Source organism: Streptomyces sp. NPDC001852, assembly GCF_042891825.1.
Taxonomy (GTDB): domain Bacteria; phylum Actinomycetota; class Actinomycetes; order Streptomycetales; family Streptomycetaceae; genus Streptomyces.
Map to the genome: position 1 here is coordinate 316228 of NZ_JBIATN010000001.1, position 19951 is coordinate 336178.

The following is a 19951-nucleotide window of genomic DNA, read 5'->3' on the forward strand; positions in this document are numbered from 1 at the left end:
CCTGCCTATGGCCGAAACCGGTGGTGAGCGGTGGAATCACCGGCGATGTGTCTTGCCGTGGTCGCACGGGTCGGGCATGTGCACAAGTCGTGGCGGATCGAAGGAGATCGCATGGACAGCTGGGGACACGTACCCGGGACGGCCGGGATGGGGCGGCGCCGATTCCTCGGGTATGTGCTGGCCGCCTCGACGCTGACCGTGGCCGCCGAACTCGGCGAGGCCGTGCTCGCGCCGGAGGAGGCGGCGGCCGTCGTCCCCTCCGCGCCGGGTCCGGCGGAGATCTACGACCTCAACGACATGCTCACCGACGCGGCACTGCCGACCGCGAACCTGATCACGATCCGGATCGACTCCGACGGCACGGCCTCCTTCGCGCTGCCCCGGGCGGAGGTCGGGCAGGGCATCACGACGTCCAGCGCCATGCTGATCGCCGAGGAACTGGACCTGCCGCTGGAGCGGATCCGGGTCACGCTCGCGGACGCGCGGCCCGAGCTGCTGTTCAACCAGCTCACCGGTGGATCCAACACCACGATCTCGACCTTCACACCGATCCGGGTGGCCGCCGCGGTGGCGCGGGGCCGGCTGCTCAGGGCGGCGGCCCTGGAACTCGGGGCGGCCGTGGACACCCTGACCACCAGGGCCGGGGTCATCACCTCGACGGCCACCGGCCGCAGTCTCACCTATGGCGAACTCGCCGAAAAGGCAGCGTCGGTGACCACGGGTCAGGTGTCCGTCGCGCTCAAGGCGGCCGCGGAGTTCGAGGTCATCGGCACTGCGCAGCCGCGTATCGACGCCCGGGAAGCGGTGACGGGACGCAAGAAGTTCGCGATGGACCTGCACATCCCCGACGCCCTGCCGACGATGGTGTGCCGGCCGCCCACCGTCAACGGCACCGTGCGCTCGGTGGAGAACCTCGCCGAGGTGCGGGCGATGCCCGGCGTCACGGACGTCGTGGCCGTCTCCACCGGCGTCGCCGTCCGCGGCCGTACCTTCGGGCAGTGCATCGACGCCGTGCGCGCACTGAAGGTGTCCTGGGGCCCCGGAACGGCCGATGCGAAGAGCGACGACACCGTCCGCGACGAACTGAACAGGGCGGAACTCCCGCTCCCCGCACTGGACTTGCTGACCAAGTCGGTCGACACCCGGTTCACCTTCCACTTCGCGAGCAACAGCGCACTGGAGACCAACTGCGCCATCGCCGACGTACGGGACGACTCGGCCGAGATCTGGGGAAGCCTGAAGTCCCCGATCGTCGCCCAGGAGCAGATCGCGCTGAAACTGGGGCTGCCGGTGGCCGCGGTGAAGGTCCATGTCACGGAGGGCGGTGGCTCCTTCGGGCGGAAGCTCTTCTACGACGCCGCCGCCGAGGCCGCCGAGATCTCCAGGGCCATGGGCAAACCGGTCAAGCTGATGTGGCACCGCACCGACGACTTCCGGCAAGGCCGCACCCACCCGATGGCCACCTCGCGCGTGCGCGCCACGTACGCGCTCGGCCAGGTGCTCACCTACGACCAGCGGCACACCTCCGTCGCCACCGACTTCGGCCACGGCGTCGGTGAGATCATCACCGCACAGGCCGCCCGGCTGCCCGTCGGCGACCTGACCTTCTCCGAGACGATCTTCGCGCTCAGCCAGCAGACCCCGTACGACTTCGGTGTCGTCACCCAGTTGCTCGGCGAGGCCGACAAGGGCTTCAACACCGGCTCCATGCGCAACATCTACTCGCCCAATGTGCGCTGTGCCCAGGAGCTGGTCGTGGACGAGCTGGCCGGGCGGATGGGCAAGGACCCGTACCGGTTCCGCCGGGAGTTCCTGAAGGACGAGCGGGCGCGGGCCGTTCTCGACAAGGTGGCCGCCGTCGGGGCATGGGGCCGGAGCATGCCCGCCGGGACCGCCCAGGGCATCGCGCTCCATCCCGAATACCACGCGTACGTCGCCGTCCTCGCCGAGATCGACTGCCGGCCGGAGACCACCGGACGCACGGTCCGCGACGCCTACACCGGCCCCCGCGTCACCAAGGTGGTGTGCGCCGTCGACGTGGGTCTCGCGGTCAACCCGCGGGGCCTCGAGGCGCAGATGATGGGCGGCATCATGGACGGCATCGCGATCACCCTCAGCTCCGGCCTCCATCTGGACAACGGCCACTTCCTGGAAGGAAGTTGGGACAACTACTTCTACACCCGGCAGTGGAACACCCCGCCGGAGCTGGAGATCGTCGTCATGCCGCCCACCAGCGGGCAGCCCGGCGGTGCGGGCGAGCTGGCCGTGGCGGGTGCGGCCGCCGCCGTGGCCTGCGCCTACGGCCGCGCCACCGGCACCATGCCGACCAGCTTCCCGCTCAACCACGCCGGACCGCTCGGCTTCGAGCCGCTGCCCACCTCGCCGCCCATCCCCGCGTCCCCCACCGACGGACTCGACCGCACCTACTAGGAGACCACGTGCCCGAACACACCTTCATCCTCAACGGCAACCGGGTCACCGTCGACATCGAGGACGACGTCCGGCTGCTGTGGGTGCTCAGAGACGTCCTCGGCGTCACCGGACCGAAGTACGGCTGCGGTCTCGGCGTGTGCCAGGCCTGCACGAGCCACATCAACGGCAAGGCGTTCAATCCGTGTTCGGTGCCGGTGAAGGACGTCGGTGCCGACGACGAGATCACCACCATCGAGGGCCTGCCCGGCACCGTCGGCCGTGACCTGCATCCGATGCAGGAGGCCTGGCTGGAGTACGACGTCGCGCAGTGCGGCTACTGCCAGCCCGGCCAGATCATGGCCGCCGTCGCGAAGGTCCGCCAGGCCCGCGAGGAGGGCCGGGAGATCACCGAGGCCGACCTCGACGAGATCCGCAACGTGTGCCGGTGCGGCACCTACCACCGCATCCGGCAGGCCATCACGGCGGGCGCGAAGAAGTACTGACCGGCCGCGACGGCGCTATGCGTCACCGGCGGGCTTCAGCTGCAGTGCGTTCTCCCAGAGCTTGTTGAGTGTGGTCACCAGCCGTTCGAAGGGTATGCGCTGACCGAGCACGAACACGCCGTAGGCCATGCGGCTCACCATGCCGGACAGGGCGTGGGCCGTCACGAGCGGATCGAGCGTGGGGTCGGCCTCGCCGTTGTCCTGCAGAGTGCGGATCATCCTGGCGTTGCGTCGCGCGAAGGCGTTGCCGCGTTCGAGGCGCAGGGCCAGGAAGGTGTCGTCGATGTGGGCGACCTGCTCGAAGAGGGCCATCAGGCGCGCGTTCTTCTTGTACGAGCGCAGATAGTCACGGTTGGCCGCGTCGATGAGCTGCCGGGTGTCGGTGATGCCGGTGCGCCGGCGCAGGTGCGGGTGGAGCATCTCCTCCTGCACCATGTCCACCAGCGCCCGGAAGACATCCTCCTTGTCGTTGAAGTAGGTGTAGAACGAGCCCGACGCGACATGGGCGGCCGCGGTGATGTCGGTGATCCGGGCGTCGAGATAGCCATCCCGCTCGAAGACCTCGCGCGCCGCGGCGATGAGCGCGTTGCGCGTGCGCTCGCCCCGCGGGCTGCGCGGGGCGAGCGGCTGCCGGGAACCGCCATGAGCCGGGGCCTGGCGGCCCGTGCCCGTGCGTGGCGCCGGGTTCATCGTCCCAGACCGAGGGAGCCGAGGAAGCGGAGGAGCGCGGCGTTGACCTCCTCGGGGCGCTCCTGCTGGACCCAGTGGCCGGCGCCGTCCAGGACGACGTGCTCGCGCAGGTCGGTGAGGACGTCACCGAGGTTCTCGGCGGGCATGAACATGGCCACGGGATCCCTGGAGCCGGTGAGGAAGAGGGACGGCTGCGTGATGGGGCGGCCTTCGAGCTCGCGGGTGAGCTCCCAGTTGCGGTCCATGTTGCGGTAGTAGTTGAGCCCGCCCGTGAAGCCGGTCTCCTCGAACGTCTTGACGTAATGGGCCAGTTCGGCCTCGCCGAGCCAGGGCGGGGGCGCGAGTTCCGCCTCGTCGCGGGAGGCCCACTCGGCGGAGTAGATCTCCCGTGCCACCAGTGTCCTGCGCACGTTGCGGGCCAGCGCCTCGTCCGCGACTCCGGGCTCCTGGAACCACACGATGTAGAAGTCGTCGCCCAGACGCGAACGAAGGACGGGCAGCGGCGGGGCGGGGGAGCGCGGGGTGACGGGGACGCTCAGGCCGGCCACGGCGCGCACCCGTTCGGGGTGCAGCCAGGCCATGTGCCACACGACGTTCGCTCCCCAGTCGTGCCCCACGAAGACCGCGTCCTCGGCGCCCACGTCGTCCAGGAGGCCCGCGAGGTCCGCGCACAGGCTCAGTACGTCGTAGGCCTCGACGTCCCGCGGCCGTGAGCTGCCTCCGTAACCGCGCATGTCGGGCGCGAGGACCCGGTGTCCGGCCTCGGCCAGGGCGAAGACCTGGTGCCGCCAGGAGAAGGCGAGCTCGGGAAAACCATGGCACAGCACGACCGGCGGTGTGCCGGGCCTGTGCTCGCCGTGCTCGAAGACGCGCAGAGTGATGCCGTTCGTCGCGACGTCACGCGCCTCCAGGCGCTCCCAGCCCGCGAGTGAACCCTTCGTCGTCATGTGCCACCGCACCGCCCATCGGCCGGTCCCTTCGACCAACGCACCTGGTCGACGGGCCTTCTGAGTATTGAACTTGACGTTGGATTCAACTATACAGGGGCTGTGGCCCGCCCAGCGCGCCGACGCGCCGACGCCACGAGGAGGTCACTCAGGTGATGCGAACCACCCCGCCCGGGACCCGTGGTGCCGTCCTGTTCGACTTCGGAGGGGTGCTCACCACCAGCGTCCTCGCGGCCTTCGAGCAGCTGGGGTCCGACCTGGGCTGCGATCCACGGCTGCCGCTGCGGCTCCTGGCCGGGGACAGGGCGAGCGGCGCCCTGCTCGTGGCACACGAGGAAGGCAGGATCGGCGAGTTGCAGTTCGAACAGGGCTTCGCCGAGCGGCTCCGTGCCCACGGAGTGGACATCGACCCTGCCCGGCCGGGCATCGTGCGCCGCATACAGAGCGCGCTGGAACCGGACCGCGCCATGGTCGACCTGGTCGCCCGGGTGCGCGCGGCCGGGTACCGCGTCGGGCTGCTGTCCAACTCGCTCGGCGACGACTGCTACGCCGGGTTCGACCTGCCGGCCATGTTCGACGCCGTCACCATCTCCGCAGAGGTGGGCGTCCGCAAGCCCGCCCGCCGGGCCTACGAGATCGCCTGCGAACGGCTGGGTGTCCGCCCGCAGGACGCGGTGATGGTGGACGACCTGCAGCAGAACATCACCGCGGCCGAACGCGCGGGTCTCGCGGGCATCGTGCACACCCACGCGCCCGCGACGGCCGCGGCACTGAAGTCCGTACTCGACCCTCGCGCACAGCGTGAGGGCCCGGGCACGCCGGAGCCCACCGGGTGAGGGGCATCGCCGGGTACGGACGGTTCGGCCCAGCGTTCGCGATTCCGGCCGGACGGGGATCTTGATCTCGTGCCGGACCTGCGCGGGGTGAAGGCCGAGGTCGCGGCCGGCGCCGGCTTCGCCGTGCTGCCCCGCTGTCCGTGGTCCGCCGAGCCGGCCTCCGCGCCCTCGTTCCGCGACCACTGCCGCAGGCCCTCCGCGGCACCGGCACGCCTACCGGGGCAGGGCAGGACGGGTGCTTCCGCCGGGGGTCTCCTCGGCGACCGGGACCGGCTGCCGGTAGCGCGTGGAGGTGTCGATCCTCGGGGAGCTCCGGATGAGCCGCTGGGCCGTGGCCCGCGCCTCGGCGTCGTCCGGCACGGACACGGCGAGGAGCCGGAAGGGAGCCGAGGGCCGCAGCTCGACGACCACGACGGGCCTGCCGGGCCGCAGCGCCACGAAGTCCGTGCCGCCGGGGTGGCCGCGCGTGCCGACGGACCAGCCGCCCGGAATCCAGACGCCGCGCCGTCGCACTCCGCGCAGGGCCCGCCACCAGGCCGCTTCCACCGTCACCCGGCACACCGCCGTCAGCGGTGCACGCACGTCACTCCGGCTCGCGGCCGCCCTCTGCCACCACGACAGGCGGACGACCACGTCGTCCCCGTCGACGAGAATGCGTGCCATCGCCCAGTTCCTCCGTTCCATACTCCTCGCTCCCCGGGCGGCTGCCCGTGTCGCGGAGGTGTTGACCGGGTACCCGGCCGGGGCGCCGGAGGGAGGTGCCGTCACGTCCGTCCGGATCGTCCGAGTGCGCGCAGGCGCATCCGCCGGGCGCGAGGCGTCGTACGACCGCACGCCGTGGCCCGGTGACGGGCGCGGCGGAGGTGTGGGAAGGAGTCGACTGGGCATGCGGTTTCATGATCGCGTCCACGCCGGCCGGGAGCTGGCCGAGCGGCTGCGCATCCGGCAGGAGGCGGGGGCGCTGACGCATCCGGTCGTGCTGGCCCTGCCGCGCGGCGGGGTGACGGTGGCCCGCGAGGTCGCGCGGGCGCTGGAGGCACCGCTCGACGTGCTGGTCGCACGCAAGATCGGCGCGCCCTTCCAGGAGGAGCTCGGCGTCGGGGCGCTCGCGGGTGACGATCCTCCGCTCTTCGACGAGCGGACCCTGGACGAACTCGGTCTGGACGAGGCGGCCCTGGACGACGTGGTGGAACGGGAGCGGGCGGAGCTGCACCGCCGTGAGGAGCGGTACCGGGAGGGCCGTCCCGCGCCCGAGCTGCGGGACCGTACCGTCATCCTGGTGGACGACGGGGTGGCCACCGGGGCGACCGCGCGGGCGGCGCTGCGCTGGCTGCGCCGGCAGGCGCCGGAGCGGCTGGTGCTGGCGGTGCCGGTGTGCTCTCCGCAGGCGGCCGACCTGCTGCGCGGCGAGGCCGACGAGGTGCTCTGCCTGCAACGGCCGACCGTCTTCCTGGCCGTGGGGGAGTGGTACGAGGACTTCGAGCAGCTGACGGACGACGACGTGCTCGCCGCGCTGCACGGGCAGTGAGCCCCGGGCGCGCCGGGCCGGAGCGGAGGCCGCGATGGAGTTGGTCGAGGAACGTTCCTTCCGCTACCGCATCGAGCCGCACGCGGGCATGCGCGTGCCCGGGGTCGTCTTCGCGTCCCGGGATCTGCTCCGGGACGCCGAGCAGTCCCTGGAACAGGTCGTGCACGTGGCCACGCTGCCCGGCATCGTCGCCGCCTCGTACGCCATGCCGGACATCCACTGGGGGTACGGCTTCCCCATCGGCGGAGTCGCCGCCACCGACGTGGACGCCGGCGGGGTGGTCTCGCCGGGCGGCGTCGGCTTCGACATCTCCTGCGGGGTGCGGCTGCTGGCCGCCGACTGCGACGGCGACACCTTCCGGCCCGCGCTGACGGCGGTGATGGACGGCCTGGACCGGGCGATACCGCGGGGCGCCGGGCCCGGTGGCGTATGGCGGCCGGACGGCCCGGGCGAGCTGGAACGGCTGCTGGCCGAGGGCTCCCGCTACGCCGTGGAGCGGGGCCACGGGGAGGAACGCGACCTGCTGCGCTGCGAGGACGGCGGCGCCGTCGCCGACGCGGACGTGACCCAGGTCGGGCAGCGGGCCCGGGAGCGGGGCCTGGGCCAGGTGGGCAGCCTCGGCTCCGCCAACCACTTCCTGGAGGTGCAACAGGTCGCCGAGGTGTACGACGGCCCGGCCGCCACCGCCTTCGGGATCGGGCCGGGCCAGGTCTGCGTGATGATCCACTGCGGCTCGCGCGGCCTGGGACACCAGATCTGCACCGACCACGTACGGCTCATGGACCGTGCGATGGCCCGCTACGGCATCTCCGTGCCCGACCGACAGCTCGCCTGCACACCGGTCGACTCGCCCGAGGGGCAGGCCTATCTCGGGGCCATGGCCGCCGCCGCCAACTACGGCCGGGCGAACCGTCAGCTGCTGTCCGACGCGGCCCGCCGCGTGTTCCGGCGCACCGCCGGTAGCGGGCTGGCGCTGGTGTACGACGTCTCGCACAACCTCGCCAAGATCGAGACCCATCCGGTGGACGGTCAGCGGCGGCGGCTGTGCGTGCACCGCAAGGGCGCCACCCGTGCCTTCCCGCCCGGACATCCCGAACTGCCCGACGACATCAGCGAGTTCGGGCAGCCGGTGCTGATCCCCGGCACCCTGGGGACGGCGTCGTACGTGCTGGCCGGCGTGTCCCGGGGCGACGCCTTCCACTCCACCTGCCATGGTGCGGGCCGCACCATGAGCCGCCACCAGGCCGCGCGCAGCATCACCGGCAGCGAGCTGCGGGCGCGGCTGCGGCACGCCGGCATCGCCGCCCGCCCGAAGTCCTGGCGCGGCCTGACGGAGGAGACGCCGGAGGCGTACAAGGACGTGGACGCCGTCGTCGCCGCGAGCGAGGGGGCGGGGCTGTGCCGGAAGGTCGCCCGGCTGGTGCCGCTCGGGGTGGTGAAGGGATGACGCGGGCGCGGGCCCGCGCCGGCCCTGCCCGCACGGTCACACATCCATGATCCGGATGTCACACATCCACGATCACCGAGCAGGACCAGCCGTACGCGTCCGGGCCGATGTGCAGGTCCTGCCAGGAGACACCCTTGGGCACGGCACCGACGACGGCGACGTCGGCGAGGTCCGTGAGCGACAGCCGTACCGCCAGCCCACCGTCGTCGGCGGGCTCCGCCTCCACGTCGACGGGGATCCGGCCCGCCACCTCGAGCCGGTAGACCACCTCGTCCAGCAGCGCGACCAGCAGGTCCGCGTCGTCGCCGGGGGCGAGACGGATCCGTTCCATGGTGGTGGGGTGTGCCTCGGACGCGTCGGCGAAGGCCTCGACCATGGCGCGCACGGCCTCGGCCAGGCACTGCTCCCGGGTGGTGCCCCAGGCCTGCAGACGCGTGTCGGCCGTGTGCGGCATCGACCGGTGGCCGTTCTCGCCCTCGCGCCGTGCGCGTAGCTCGTCGCTGATGTCACCGACCATGGCTGCCCTGATCCCTTCTCCGGGCCCCCTTCGCTTCCGATTGTCCCGCCTCGGGCCCGATGGCGCCGACCGGATCGATAGCATGGCGGCGGTGGCGGATCGGGGGGAGTCCAGTGGAACCGTTGGCAGGCATGGTGCTCACCGCTGTCGGTACGGTCGCCTCCGGGGCCTTGTCCGGAGCGGGCGGCGAGATGGGCCGCCGCACCTCGGAGAGGCTGTGCGGGCTCCTCGGCCGCGCACGCGCCGAGCAGCAGGACGCGAGCGGCGACGCCGACGGGGGCGGCCGGCAGGCTCCCACCTTGCCGGGGACCGACTCCGAGCGCAGGCAGGCCGCGTTATGGCTGACCGAAGTGGCCGAACGCTCCCCCGGCTTCGCGCAGGAGCTCCAGGACTGGCTCCGTGAGGCGTCCTGGCTGGCACCGCGCGCCGTGCCCGCTGTGGCGCACGACGCCGCTCGTCCGCGGATGCTGCCGGCGACGACCGGCCTGTTCACCGACCGCGAGGACGTGACGGCCGCGGTCGTCGCCCTGCTGGACGAGCGGGGCCGCGCACCGGGCGCACCGGCCGTCGTCGCACTCACCGGGCCCGGCGGCATCGGCAAGACCGCCACCGCCGTCCACACCGCCCATGTGCTGCGGGAGCGGTTCCCGGACGGGACGCTGTACGTGGATCTGGCCGGAGCGTCCGCCGCCACGGCACTGTCGCCTTCCGAGGCGCTCGTGCGTTTCCTGGAGCGCCTCGGGGTCCGGCCGGCCGCGGTGCCGGGCGACGAGAGACGCCAGCGGGATCTCTACCTCGACTGCACGGCCGACCGGCGCATGGTGATCGTGCTGGACAACGCTCATTCCGACGCCCAGATCATGCCGCTGCTCCCGGCGGCGCCGCACTCCCTCGTGCTGGTGACGAGCCGGCACCGGCTCGACCGGCTCGTGGCCGAGACGGGGGCCCGGCACCACACCCTGCCGCCGCTGTCCACCGCCGACTCCGTCGTGCTGCTCAAACGCGTCGTGGGGCGCGGACGCGGGCGCCCGGAGGCACCCGAGGACGTCGTCCGCGCCGTGGCCGAAGCGACCGGCGGCATCCCGCTCGCCGTGTGCACCACGGGCGCGGGCCTCGCCGTGCGCGAGCATCTGCCTTGGCAGCGGGTGGCGGAACAACTGGCCGAACGGGTCCGTGCCCACGGGCGGGAAGGGGCCGGCGTGCCGGACGAAAACCGCGTCACCCCGGCAGGCGCGGACGACCCCGTGCACCGCGCGTACGACGTCTCGTACCGCGAACTGACCCCGCAGTGCGCCGCGTTCTACCGCTCGCTCGCGGTCTGGCCATGGCCGACCCTCACCGTCATGAGCGCGGCGCACGCCGCCGACGTGAGCCGGGAAGCATCCCGTGCGCTGCTCGAAGAGCTGGCCCGGGTGCACCTGTTGGAGGAGGTCGGCGAGGAGCGGTACCGGCTGCACGACCTCTCGCGCGCGTACGCCCACGAACTCGCGGTCACCGAGGACGGACACGGGCGCATGGCCGCCGCCGTCCGCCGGGTCGCCGTCGGGTATCTGCGCTTCGGTGCGGCCGCCGACTTCCGGGTGATGCCGCTGCGCTGGCGACTCGGTCCCGCCTACGCCGGCCTCCGCCTGCCGGAGCACCGCGCCGCTTCGGACGGCAAGGACGCGCTGGAGGACCTGCGCCGGGAACGCGAGAACCTGGCAGCGGTCGTCCGGGCGGCCGAGCACCACGGCTTCGACGACCTCGTGTGGCAGCTCTGCGAGGCGATGTGGGGTCTGCATCTGCTGCTCGGCTTTCACGTCCAGTGGATCGAAACCCACCGGCGGGGAGCCGAGGCCGCCCGCCGGAGCGCGGCCGAGTTCGGCGACCCCCGGTCCGTGGGCCGCATGCTGGTCCAGCTGGCCTTCGGCCACATGGGCGCGGGGCAGGCGGAGGACGCCGCTGCCGCCCTGGCCGGGGCCGCGGCCGCGGACGAGGCGTGCGGTCACCACCGCGGGCACGCCAGCGCGGTCGAGGCGCTCGGCCTGCTCCGCCTGAAGCAGTGGAGATACGCCGAGGCGGAGCGCTGCTTCGAGGAGGTACGGGAGATCCTCGAACGCATCGGGCCGGGCGACGACGGATGGGACGACCTGCCCCGGGCCCGCGCGCTGGTGGAACACCACGTCGGACGCGCGCTGGGGCGCCGGCAGCACGTCGCCGCCGCCCTGGAGCGGCTCAACGACGCGCTGGCACGCTTCCGTGCCCTCCCCGGCGGCGACCCCTACAACGTGGGCCGCGTCTACATGAGCCTGGGCGAGACCCATCTGGAGGCGGCGGACCCGGACCTCGCCCGGGTGTGCCTGGACCAGGCCGTCGAGGCCATGGAGACCGCCGGAGCCGGCCTCCAGCTCGCCGACGCCCTGGAACTGCGGGCCCGCTGTCACCGTTCGGCGGACCGCGCCGCGGACGAGGCGGCCGATCTGCGCACCGCCGCCCTCTGCCACGAGCGGAACGGGGACGCCTCAGGAGCGGCGCGGGTACGCGCCCGGCTGGCGGAACTGGAGCCGTGAGCGGTCCTCACCGTGGTGCGAGGTGCTCGACGGTGACGCGGTGCACGGCGGTTCCCGTGCGCACGGTCAGCTCGCGGCCGGCCTGGCGCAGGGGCCGTCCGGCGGAGACCCAGGCGTGGACGGCGGAGGCGTAGGCGGCGGGATCGCACAGGTCGGGCCGCCCGCTCGCATCCGGGGCCGCGGCAAGCCGTACCAGGTCTCCGGCCCGGGTGCGCACGACGCAGCGGTCCGGCCCGTCGACGTAGGCGGCCAGCCCGCAGTACGGATACCTGTCGAGCGTCTCCGCCGTCCAGGCACCCGGCGGACCGACCCGCGGGTCGTCCTCGGAGCCGTACCGGATGACGACGTCCGCGATGTGCAGCCGGTCGAGCTCCCCGGTGTCCTCGTTCACCGCCGTGTGGCACGCCTCGGCGTCGCCCTGGCTGCCGCCCGGCGGCCCGGGTTCGCCCGCGTCGGCGTACCGGACCACCGAGACCTCCGGCCGGTCCACGCCGACCACGCGGGTCAGGGCACGGACCGGCGCCGTACGGCGGGCCGGCTCGAAGCGCGGCAGCGGCAGCGGATCGAGCCGGGCCCGTCCGCCCGTGGGCTCGGCGATTCCCATGAGCCGGTAGAACAGGCGGCGCAGGAGTACGGCCGACTCGCCCGGGGACGAACTGGTCTGCTCCGCCAGTTCCTTGTACCGCTCGGGCCGATGCGCCGCGATCGCGTGGTCGATCTGGGCCCGGAGGCTGCCCCTGGCGGCGAGGACGGGCGCGGTACGGCCGAGGGACGCGACGGGGGAGAGCGGGTCGAGGTCCTGCTGCGGGAAGCCGCGGACGAGGACCGGGACGCCGATGGACGCCGCGTAGTAGGTGACGCTGCCGTGGTCCCCCACCACACAGTCCGCCGCGACCAGGGCCTGCCGCCAGCCGTCGAGCGGCGGGATCAGAGTGAGTCCGGCGCGTCGGGCGCCGTCCAGCCAGGCCCGGACCTGACCGGGACCGTGGCCGTGCCAGATGTTGGGATGCAGGACGGCGGCGGTCCGGTACTCGTCGGCGGGAAGCTCGGCGGCCAGGCGGGACAGCAGCCAGGTCAGCAGCTCACCGGCGCCGTCGTCCTGCTCGGTGGCATCGCCGCCGAAGAGCGAGCGCGGGGACCAGGTCGAGCTGATGACGATCAGCCGCCGGTCCGGCCCGACACCCAGGGCGCGCCGGAAGCGGTCGCGATGGGGCAGCGCCGCGAGGATCCGGTCGTAGCAGGGATCTCCGGCGAGGACGGCGGTGGGTACCGCCTCCGGGCAGGACGCGCGCAGCCTGCCCAGCTGTTCGGGGTGGGACAGCACGGTGGCGGCCGCGAGCGGCCGACCGTCCTCGAGGAGCCATTCCGGCGACATCCCGAAAACGGGTGTCCGGGTGTCCGGGTGTCCGGGTGTCCGGGTGTCCGGGTGTCCGGGTGTCCAGGTGTCCGGTCGCGAGCCTTTTATTGTAGCCGACGCCGTGCGACAAGATCGCCAAGTCGCCCTGGAGCCTTCCCAGTTCACCGCCGTAGCTCGCGGCGATCACCAGGTCGAACTCGAGCTCCCTGGCCTGTTCCCAGGGCAGTACCGGAAGGCCTGCCTGCGCCAGCAGCTCGGGCACCCCGGCCAGGAACGGGGACGACCCGGTGCACGTGGCGAACGACTGGACCCGCAGATCGCCGTGCAGCAGGGGCAGCACATCCAGCAGGCGCGTCGCGGAGGTCACGTTGTGCACGACGAACAGGACACGGCGGCAGCCGGCCCGCGTGACCCAGCGCTCGGCGTCCACCCCCGCCGGTACCCGCAAGCGCGTCGCCCCGCCCATAACCGCCGCCCCGTTTCCCCTGCTTGACCGACCCCGTGTGCCATTGCCGCAGGTCGATGCTATCGAGGCGGCCGCCGTGGCCGCGGGGACGGGGCGGGACCCGGTCAGGGCGCGAGCACCCGGGCGCGGCAGGCCGACGGTGTGCCCCAGGAGGAGCGCAGGGCGCGGGCCTTGCGGATCCAGAGGGACAGGTCCAGTTCCCCGGTGTAGCCGAGGGCGCCGTGCAGCTGCAGGGCGGTGCGCGCGGCGCCGTACGCGGCCTCGCAGGCGGTGACCTTCGCCGCGGCGATCTCGCGCCCGGACCCGGCGTCACCTCGCTCCAGCGCCAACGCGGCGGCGTGGACCAGCGGTTGGGTGAACTCCAGCGCGATCAGCGTGTCGGCCAGCCGGTGCTTGACCGCCTGGAAGGAGCCGATGGCAACCCCGAACTGCCTCCGGCGCCGGACGTGTTCGACGGTCCGGTCCAGCAGGGCGCGGCCCAGCCCGAGGGCCTGCGCGGCGGTGGCCAGCGCCGCGACCTCGGCGGCGTGCGCCGCCGCGGCGGCGACGGCCGGACCCTGGGCCAGGACGGTGCCCCCGAGCGGGCGGGCCGGCCGCCGGGCCGGGTCGAACGAGTGCTGCACGGGGCCGTGTGTCCGGGCCAGGCGCAGGGTGTCGCCCTCGACGGCGAACACCGCGTCGGCGGTGTCCGCGTCCAGGGCGTAGGGGCTGTCTGGGGAGAGCAGGCACACCGAGGCGACGACCTTGCCCGCGGCGATCCCCGGCAGCCAGGCCGCGGCCGTCGTCGCATCGCCCAGACGGTCCAGGAGGGCCGCCGCCGCGGCCGTCTCCGCCAGCGGTCCCGGCACCGCGTGACGGCCCAACTCCGCGAAGGCCACGGTCAGTTCGACCGGCCGTGCGCCCAGGCCGGCGTACCGCTCCGGTATCCCGAGCGCGAACACCCCGGCCTCGGCCAGCCTGGTCCACAGCGCGCGGCCGGGCCCGGTGTCCCCGGCTGCCCAGGACCGTACGACGCCCGGTGTGCCCGCCGCCGTCAGCATGGCGTCCAGGGAGCGGGCGAAGTCGCGCTGCTCGGCGTCGAGGAGGAAGCGCATCACCGGCGTCCCTTCGGCAGGCCGAGCAGCCGCTCGGCGATGATGTCGCGCTGGATCTCGTTGGTGCCCGCGTAGACGGGCCCGGCCAGGGAGAAGACGTATCCCTCGGCCCAGCCCCCGTGCGCGGGTGCGTCCGTGGCGTCGTCGGCGAGGTCGCCGTAGGGGCCGAGGAGATCGAGGGCGGTCTCGTGCAGGGCGATGTCCAGCTCGGACCAGAAGACCTTGTTGAGGCTCGACTCCGCGCCGATCGACCCCCCTGCCGCCAGGCGCGAGGCGGCCGCGTAGGCGAACAGCTGGTAGGCGCGGGCGCCGATCACCGCGTCGGCGACCCGGTCGCGCAGGGAGGTGTCGGAGGGGTCCGCGGCGGAGCGCCACAGCGCGGTGAGCCGGTCGGCGGCGGCCGTGAACCGGCCGGGGCTGCGCAGGGTGAGCCCGCGCTCGTTGCCCGCCGTGCTCATCGCCACCTGCCAGCCCTGCCCGGGCTCGCCGATGACGTCCTCGTCGGGCACGAACACCTCGTCGAGGAAGATCTCGGCGAAGGCGGGCTTGCCGTCGAGCCGCCCGATGGGCCGAACCGTCACCCCTTCGGCGTCCAGCGGGAACATCAGGTAGGTCAGGCCCTGGTGGGGCCGTCCGGCGTCCGGGTCGCTGCGGAACAGTCCGAAGGCGCGGTCGGCGAACGCCGCCCGCGACGACCAGGTCTTCTGGCCGTTCAGGCGCCAGCCGCCGGAGGTGCGTACGGCCGTGGAGCGCAGCGAGGCGAGGTCGGAGCCCGACTCCGGCTCGGACCAGGCCTGGGCCCAGATCACCTCGCCGCTCGCCATGTCCGGCAGGACGCGGGCGCGCTGTTCCGGCGTGCCGTGCTCGAAGAGGGTGGGCGCGAGGAGGCTGATGCCGTTCTGGCCGACCCGGCCGGGCGCACCGGCCGCGTAGTACTCCTCCTCGAAGATCAGCCACCGGAGGAGCGAGGCGCCCCGGCCGCCGTACACCTCGGGCCAGGAGACCACCGACCAGCGGTCGGCGAACAGGGTGCGTTCCCAGTCCCGGTGGGCCGCGAACCCCTCCGCCGTCTCCAGTGACGGCAAGGGGGAGCCGGGCACATGGCCGCAGAGCCAGGCGCGGGCCTCGGTGCGGAAGGCGTCGTCCGCGGCGGAGAGGTCGAGGTCCATCAGGTGCCCTCCTTGGCGCCCGTCCCGGTTCCCTAACAAGTGTTTGGTAGGCTACCGTGACGGACCGTCAGCCGTCGAGAGCCGTCCGGAGTCGCCCATGCCCGGGACCACGCCCCCGCCGCCCTACGTCCCCGGGCACGCCCTTCTCCAGGGCCGTACCGCCGTGGTCACCGCCGCCGCGGGCGCCGGCATCGGCGGGGCGACCGCCCGCCGGATGCTGGAGGAAGGCGCCCGCGTCGTGCTCTCCGACGCCCACGCACGCCGGCTCAAGGAGTCCGAGGCGGCGCTGGCCGCGGAGTTCGGCGCGGACCGGGTCGCGGCACTGCCCTGCGACGTCACCGACGGGGACCAGATCGCCGCGCTCCTCGACTTCGTGGCGGAGCGGCACGGACGCCTGGACGTCGTCGTCAACAACGCCGGACTGGGTGGCACCGCCGACCTGGTCGAGATGACCGACGCACAGTGGGACAAGGTCCTCGACGTCACCCTGGGCGGCACCTTCCGCTGCACCCGCGCCGCCCTGCGCCGGATGAAGGCGGCGGGCACCGGGGGCGTCGTCGTGAACAACGCCTCGGTGATCGGCTGGCGGGCACAGCATGGCCAGGCACACTACGCCGCCGCCAAGGCCGGGGTCATGGCCCTCACCCGCTGCGCCGCCGTGGAGGCCGCGGAGTACGGGGTGCGGGTGAACGCCGTCTCGCCCAGCCTCGCCATGCACCCGCACCTGGTGAAGGTCACCACGCCGGAACTGCTGGAGGAACTGACCGCACGCGAGGCCTTCGGCCGCTGGGCCGAGCCGTGGGAGGTGGCCAACGTCATCGTCTTCCTGGCCAGCGGCTACTCCTCGTACCTGACGGGCGAGGTCCTGTCCGTCAGCAGCCAGCACGCCTGAGCCGGGACCGCCCCGGGTGCCGCAGGGGGCCCCAGCATGAAGACGACGGCTCCCAGGAGGAGCAGCATGAAGACGACCGGGGGTCGAACCCGTAGTCGGATGCGGCCGCTGCCCGCGCGCATCAGGCGTCGCCCGGGATCCGGCGCCGCCCGTGCGCCACTCCTCGGAAGCCGCCGACGGCAAGCAACCATCAGCCACAACCGGCCCTCCCGGGCCGCCTGACAACGTACGGAGGGGCCATGGCCGAGGCATACATCGTCGAAGCGGTTCGCACCCCGGTCGGCAGGCGCGGCGGCGGGCTCGCCGCCGTCCACCCGGCCGATCTGGGCGCCCATGTACTGACGGCACTGATGGAGCGCTCGGGCGTCGACCCGGCCGCCGTCGAGGACGTCGTCCTCGGCTGCCTGGACACCGTCGGCCCGCAGGCCGGCGACATCGCCCGAACCTGCTGGCTCGCCGCCGGGCTGCCCGAGGAGGTGCCCGGGGTGACGGTGGACCGCCAGTGCGGCTCCTCCCAGCAGGCCCTGCACTTCGCCGCGCAGGGAGTGCTCTCCGGCACCCAGGACCTGGTGGTCGCGGGCGGCGTGCAGAACATGTCGATGATCCCGATCGCCTTCGCCACCCGCCAGGCCGCCGAACCCCTCGGGCTCACCCAGGGCCCCTACGCCGGCTCCGAGGGCTGGCGGGCCCGCTATGGCGACCGGCCGGTCAACCAGTTCACCGGCGCCGAGATGATCGCCGAGAAGTGGGGCATCTCCCGGCGGGACATGGAGGAGTTCGCGCTGCACTCCCACCAGCGGGCCGTCCGGGCCGTCGACGAGGGCCGCTTCGAGCGCGAACTCGTCCCCTACGGCGAGGTGACCTGCGACGAGGGCCCGCGCCGCGACACCACGCTGGAGAAGATGGCGGGGCTGAAGCCGGTGGTCGAGGGCGGCCGGATCACCGCCGCCGTCTCCTCCCAGGTCTCCGACGGCGCCTCCGCCCTGCTGATCGCGAGCGAACGGGCCGTACGGGAGCACGGTCTCACGCCCCGCGCCCGCATCCACCATCTCTCGGTGCGCGGCGAGGACCCCATCCGCATGCTGTCCGCAGTGATCCCGGCCACGGCCTACGCCCTGAAGAAGGCCGGGATGACCCTCGACGAGATCGACCTCGTGGAGATCAACGAGGCCTTCGCCTCCGTGGTGCTCGCCTGGCTGAAGGAGACCGGGGCCGATCCGGAGAAGGTCAACGTCAATGGCGGCGCCATCGCCCTCGGCCACCCCCTGGGCGCCACCGGCACCCGGCTCATGACCACCCTGCTGCACGAACTGGAGCGCACCGGCGGACGCTACGGCCTGCAGACCATGTGCGAGGGCGGCGGCCAGGCCAACGTCACCGTCGTCGAGCGCCTCTGACCGTTGCCGAGACCGTAGTCAGGTCTCAGCAATCCGGACGTTTCCGCCCGGAAGGTCCGTCTCGTCACCAGAGCGTGAGGGCTTCGGCTTGAGTACGGTCTCTCGCTTCCGTCTGCCGCTGGTGCGGCAGGGTTGCGCCACCAGCCCGCCCCGCCTCCGCCTTGCGGCGGGGGCGGGTGGTGCGGGTCTTGTGGTCGGCTCCACGAGGCTTCGACACCGCTTGGGTGTCCTGGTCTCCGGCCACTCCGGTACCAGTTGTTGCGGCTGCCGCGAGCGCGGCGAGGTTGAGTGCGGCGTTGTCGTCCCGGTCGATGACCAGGCCGCAGGCATCGCACTGGTAGGTCCTCACGTGCAGCGGCAGTTTGGCTTTCACCGCGCCGCACCCGGAACAGGTCTTCGAGGAGGGGTACCAGCGGTCCGCCGCGATGGTGCGGGTGGCGTGGCGCTGGCGGGTCTTGCAGGTGAGCTGGCGGCGGATCTCCCCGAGGCCGGCGTCGGCGATCCTTCGCGCGAGACGCCGGTTACGGAGCATCCCGGCGACATTGAGGTCTTCGACCACGACCGTGCCGTACTCGGCCGCCACGGCGGTGGTGAGCTTGTGCAGAGCGTCCGCGCGGAGGTTGGCCACCCGGTGATGCACCTTGTTGCGGGCGGCGTTGGCCTTCTCCCACCGCTTCGACGACTTCTGCCCGGTCCGCCGGTCGGGGCCCTGGCGTCGGGAGACGACGCGGGAGGCGCGGCGCAGCTGCTTGCGTGCACGGTCGTAGTGCCCGGGATTCGCGATGGTGCGGATCTCGCCGGTGCTGTCGGCCATGACCGCGAGGGTCTTCACCCCCAGGTCGATGCCGACCGCCACCTTAGGCCGCGCCACGCGTTCGAGGTCCCGCTTGACCTCGGCCTGGAACGAGACGAACCAGCGTCCGTGCTCGTGCCGCACGGTCGCGGACAGGATCCGGGCCGTCCCGGCCTGGGCGCGGGCGAGGAGTTTCACCGTGGGCTCGTGGGTGCGGAGCGTGCCCAGCCGGGGCAGGGTGACGTGACGGCCGTCAGCGTCCACGCGGATCACGCCGGTGGTGAACCGGCAGGCAAGGCGCGCCTTGCGCTTCGACCTGAACTGCGGCGCACCCATCCGCTTGCCGCGCCGCTTGCCGTTCTTGGACTTCGCGTAGTTGTCGAACGCGGCCGACGCGTTCGCCAGGCCGGTGGAGTACGCCTCCTTGGAGTTCTCCTCCCACCAGGCGGCGAACCTCGGATCGGTTTGCTTGGCCTCGTTGAACGCCTTCCGCAGCGCAGGCAGCGACCACGGCCGCCACTTGGTCAGCCCGGCCTCGCCGATGCCGTAGGACTCCTCCGCGCGGCGCTGCCACCAGGAGGCGGTCACCCAGCCGACGGCCCAGTTGTAGGCGGCACGCGCCGCGCCGCAGTGCGAGCGCAGAGCATGCTCCTGGGTGGCGTTCGGGTCCAGTGCGAAGCGATACGCCTGCACCACGAACCCGGGCTGCGGCTGAAACTTCTTCACTCGGCGGCCTCGCCGGTCGCCACGGCCACCGCGCGGGCGGCCCGGTTCTTCGCCGCCCGCCGCCCGTACAGGCGGGCGCACATGGAGGTGAGCACCTCGGTGATGTCGCGTACCAGGTCATCGGTGGTCTCGGTGGGGTCGAGGACGACCAGGCGCCGCCCGGATGCCGACAGCGCGGCTTCCAGGTGCTCGACGCCGAACCGGGCCAACCGGTGGCGGTGCTCGACCACGATCACCGCCGACTGCGGGTCGGACAGCAGCCGGTGCAGCTTGCGGCGGCGCCCGTTCAACCCGGATCCCACCTCGGTGACGACCTCCGCGACGGCCAGGCCCAGCCCGTTCGCGCCGGACACGACCCGGGCGGCCTGCCGCTCAAGATCGGCTTTCTGGTCAACGGACGACACACGGCAGTACGCCACCACACGCCCGGACGGCTGGATGGCGACCTCGTCGACCAACCACGTCCCGGACGGCGCCTGGCGAACGCGGACGGGCATCTTCCCGTCCTTCACCCACCGCCAGGCGGTCTGGTAGCTCACACCCTGCTGACGGGCCCACCCCGAAAGCTTCACGAGACCAAGGTACGTGAGACACACGACTAGGAATGACTATAAATGACCAGAAAATC

General features: G+C 72.9%; 17 protein-coding genes. 8 read left to right on the plus strand and 9 right to left on the minus strand.

Features of this window, described 5'->3' with window-relative positions; all coding sequences use genetic code 11:
• Positions 1-111 precede the first annotated feature (111 nt).
• Together ACFYZB_RS01350 and ACFYZB_RS01355 are read left to right on the plus strand one after the other, a co-directional pair.
• On the plus strand, positions 112-2430 hold the full coding sequence (locus tag ACFYZB_RS01350; protein ID WP_388752877.1) for a molybdopterin cofactor-binding domain-containing protein: 2319 nt from the start codon (positions 112-114) through the stop codon (positions 2428-2430).
• Between the two features lie 8 nt (positions 2431-2438).
• Positions 2439-2915 carry a (2Fe-2S)-binding protein gene (locus ACFYZB_RS01355; RefSeq protein ID WP_351205577.1) on the plus strand — a complete coding sequence of 159 codons (477 nt, stop codon included), beginning with the start codon at positions 2439-2441 and terminating at the stop codon, positions 2913-2915.
• Positions 2916-2930: 15 nt separating this feature from the next.
• On the opposite strand, the gene ACFYZB_RS01360 is transcribed toward ACFYZB_RS01355, so the two are convergent.
• Both ACFYZB_RS01360 and ACFYZB_RS01365 read right to left on the minus strand, forming a co-directional pair.
• On the minus strand, positions 2931-3605 hold the full coding sequence (locus ACFYZB_RS01360) for a TetR/AcrR family transcriptional regulator (protein WP_388752881.1): 675 nt from the start codon (positions 3603-3605) through the stop codon (positions 2931-2933).
• Entirely contained in the window at positions 3602-4552 is a 951-nt protein-coding gene (locus ACFYZB_RS01365; RefSeq protein WP_388752883.1) for an alpha/beta fold hydrolase, read from the minus strand. Before ACFYZB_RS01365 ends, ACFYZB_RS01360 begins: the two co-directional genes overlap by 4 nt.
• Before the next feature lie 155 nt (positions 4553-4707).
• Between ACFYZB_RS01365 and ACFYZB_RS01370 the strand changes: the two genes are divergently transcribed.
• Positions 4708-5388 carry an HAD family hydrolase gene (locus ACFYZB_RS01370; RefSeq protein WP_388752886.1) on the plus strand — a complete coding sequence of 227 codons (681 nt, stop codon included), beginning with the start codon at positions 4708-4710 and terminating at the stop codon, positions 5386-5388.
• Positions 5389-5601: 213 nt separating this feature from the next.
• On the opposite strand, the gene ACFYZB_RS01375 is transcribed toward ACFYZB_RS01370, so the two are convergent.
• Entirely contained in the window at positions 5602-6051 is a 450-nt protein-coding gene (locus ACFYZB_RS01375; protein WP_388752889.1) for a hypothetical protein, read from the minus strand.
• A gap of 223 nt (positions 6052-6274) precedes the next feature.
• On the opposite strand from ACFYZB_RS01375, the gene ACFYZB_RS01380 reads away from it, so the two are divergent.
• Positions 6275-6916, plus strand: a complete 642-nt coding sequence (locus ACFYZB_RS01380; RefSeq protein WP_388752891.1) for a phosphoribosyltransferase — start codon at positions 6275-6277, stop codon at positions 6914-6916.
• 34 nt (positions 6917-6950) lie between these two features.
• On the plus strand, positions 6951-8363 hold the full coding sequence (locus ACFYZB_RS01385) for an RtcB family protein (protein WP_388752894.1): 1413 nt from the start codon (positions 6951-6953) through the stop codon (positions 8361-8363).
• 58 nt (positions 8364-8421) lie between these two features.
• On the opposite strand, the gene ACFYZB_RS01390 is transcribed toward ACFYZB_RS01385, so the two are convergent.
• Positions 8422-8880, minus strand: coding sequence for an archease (locus ACFYZB_RS01390; protein ID WP_351205591.1), 459 nt, complete (start codon positions 8878-8880; stop codon positions 8422-8424).
• Positions 8881-9011: 131 nt separating this feature from the next.
• Here ACFYZB_RS01390 and ACFYZB_RS01395 point away from each other — a divergent pair, with 131 nt between their 5' ends.
• Positions 9012-11429, plus strand: coding sequence for an ATP-binding protein (locus ACFYZB_RS01395; protein ID WP_388752897.1), 2418 nt, complete (start codon positions 9012-9014; stop codon positions 11427-11429).
• 7 nt (positions 11430-11436) lie between these two features.
• On the opposite strand, the gene ACFYZB_RS01400 is transcribed toward ACFYZB_RS01395, so the two are convergent.
• The 3 genes from ACFYZB_RS01400 to ACFYZB_RS01410 form a co-directional block, all read right to left on the minus strand.
• A complete protein-coding gene (locus tag ACFYZB_RS01400) occupies positions 11437-12804 on the minus strand; it encodes a hypothetical protein (protein ID WP_388752900.1) in 1368 nt (455 codons plus the stop codon).
• A gap of 552 nt (positions 12805-13356) precedes the next feature.
• Complete coding sequence (locus ACFYZB_RS01405) at positions 13357-14346, minus strand: acyl-CoA dehydrogenase family protein (RefSeq protein WP_388752903.1); 990 nt, start codon at positions 14344-14346, stop codon at positions 13357-13359.
• Positions 14346-15515, minus strand: coding sequence for an acyl-CoA dehydrogenase family protein (locus ACFYZB_RS01410; protein WP_388752906.1), 1170 nt, complete (start codon positions 15513-15515; stop codon positions 14346-14348). Before ACFYZB_RS01410 ends, ACFYZB_RS01405 begins: the two co-directional genes overlap by 1 nt.
• A gap of 97 nt (positions 15516-15612) precedes the next feature.
• Between ACFYZB_RS01410 and ACFYZB_RS01415 the strand changes: the two genes are divergently transcribed.
• On the plus strand, positions 15613-16407 hold the full coding sequence (locus ACFYZB_RS01415) for an SDR family oxidoreductase (RefSeq protein ID WP_388752909.1): 795 nt from the start codon (positions 15613-15615) through the stop codon (positions 16405-16407).
• Positions 16408-16646: 239 nt separating this feature from the next.
• Positions 16647-17804 carry an acetyl-CoA C-acetyltransferase gene (locus ACFYZB_RS01420; RefSeq protein ID WP_388752912.1) on the plus strand — a complete coding sequence of 386 codons (1158 nt, stop codon included), beginning with the start codon at positions 16647-16649 and terminating at the stop codon, positions 17802-17804.
• Positions 17805-17868: 64 nt separating this feature from the next.
• Here ACFYZB_RS01420 and tnpB read toward each other — a convergent pair whose 3' ends face one another.
• Together tnpB and ACFYZB_RS01430 are read right to left on the minus strand one after the other, a co-directional pair.
• Positions 17869-19323: an IS607 family element RNA-guided endonuclease TnpB gene (gene tnpB, locus ACFYZB_RS01425; RefSeq protein WP_388752915.1), complete on the minus strand. Its 1455-nt coding sequence runs from the start codon at positions 19321-19323 to the stop codon at positions 17869-17871.
• Positions 19320-19895: an IS607 family transposase gene (locus ACFYZB_RS01430; RefSeq protein ID WP_388752918.1), complete on the minus strand. Its 576-nt coding sequence runs from the start codon at positions 19893-19895 to the stop codon at positions 19320-19322. The genes tnpB and ACFYZB_RS01430 overlap by 4 nt, the downstream gene beginning before the upstream one ends.
• Positions 19896-19951 lie beyond the last annotated feature (56 nt).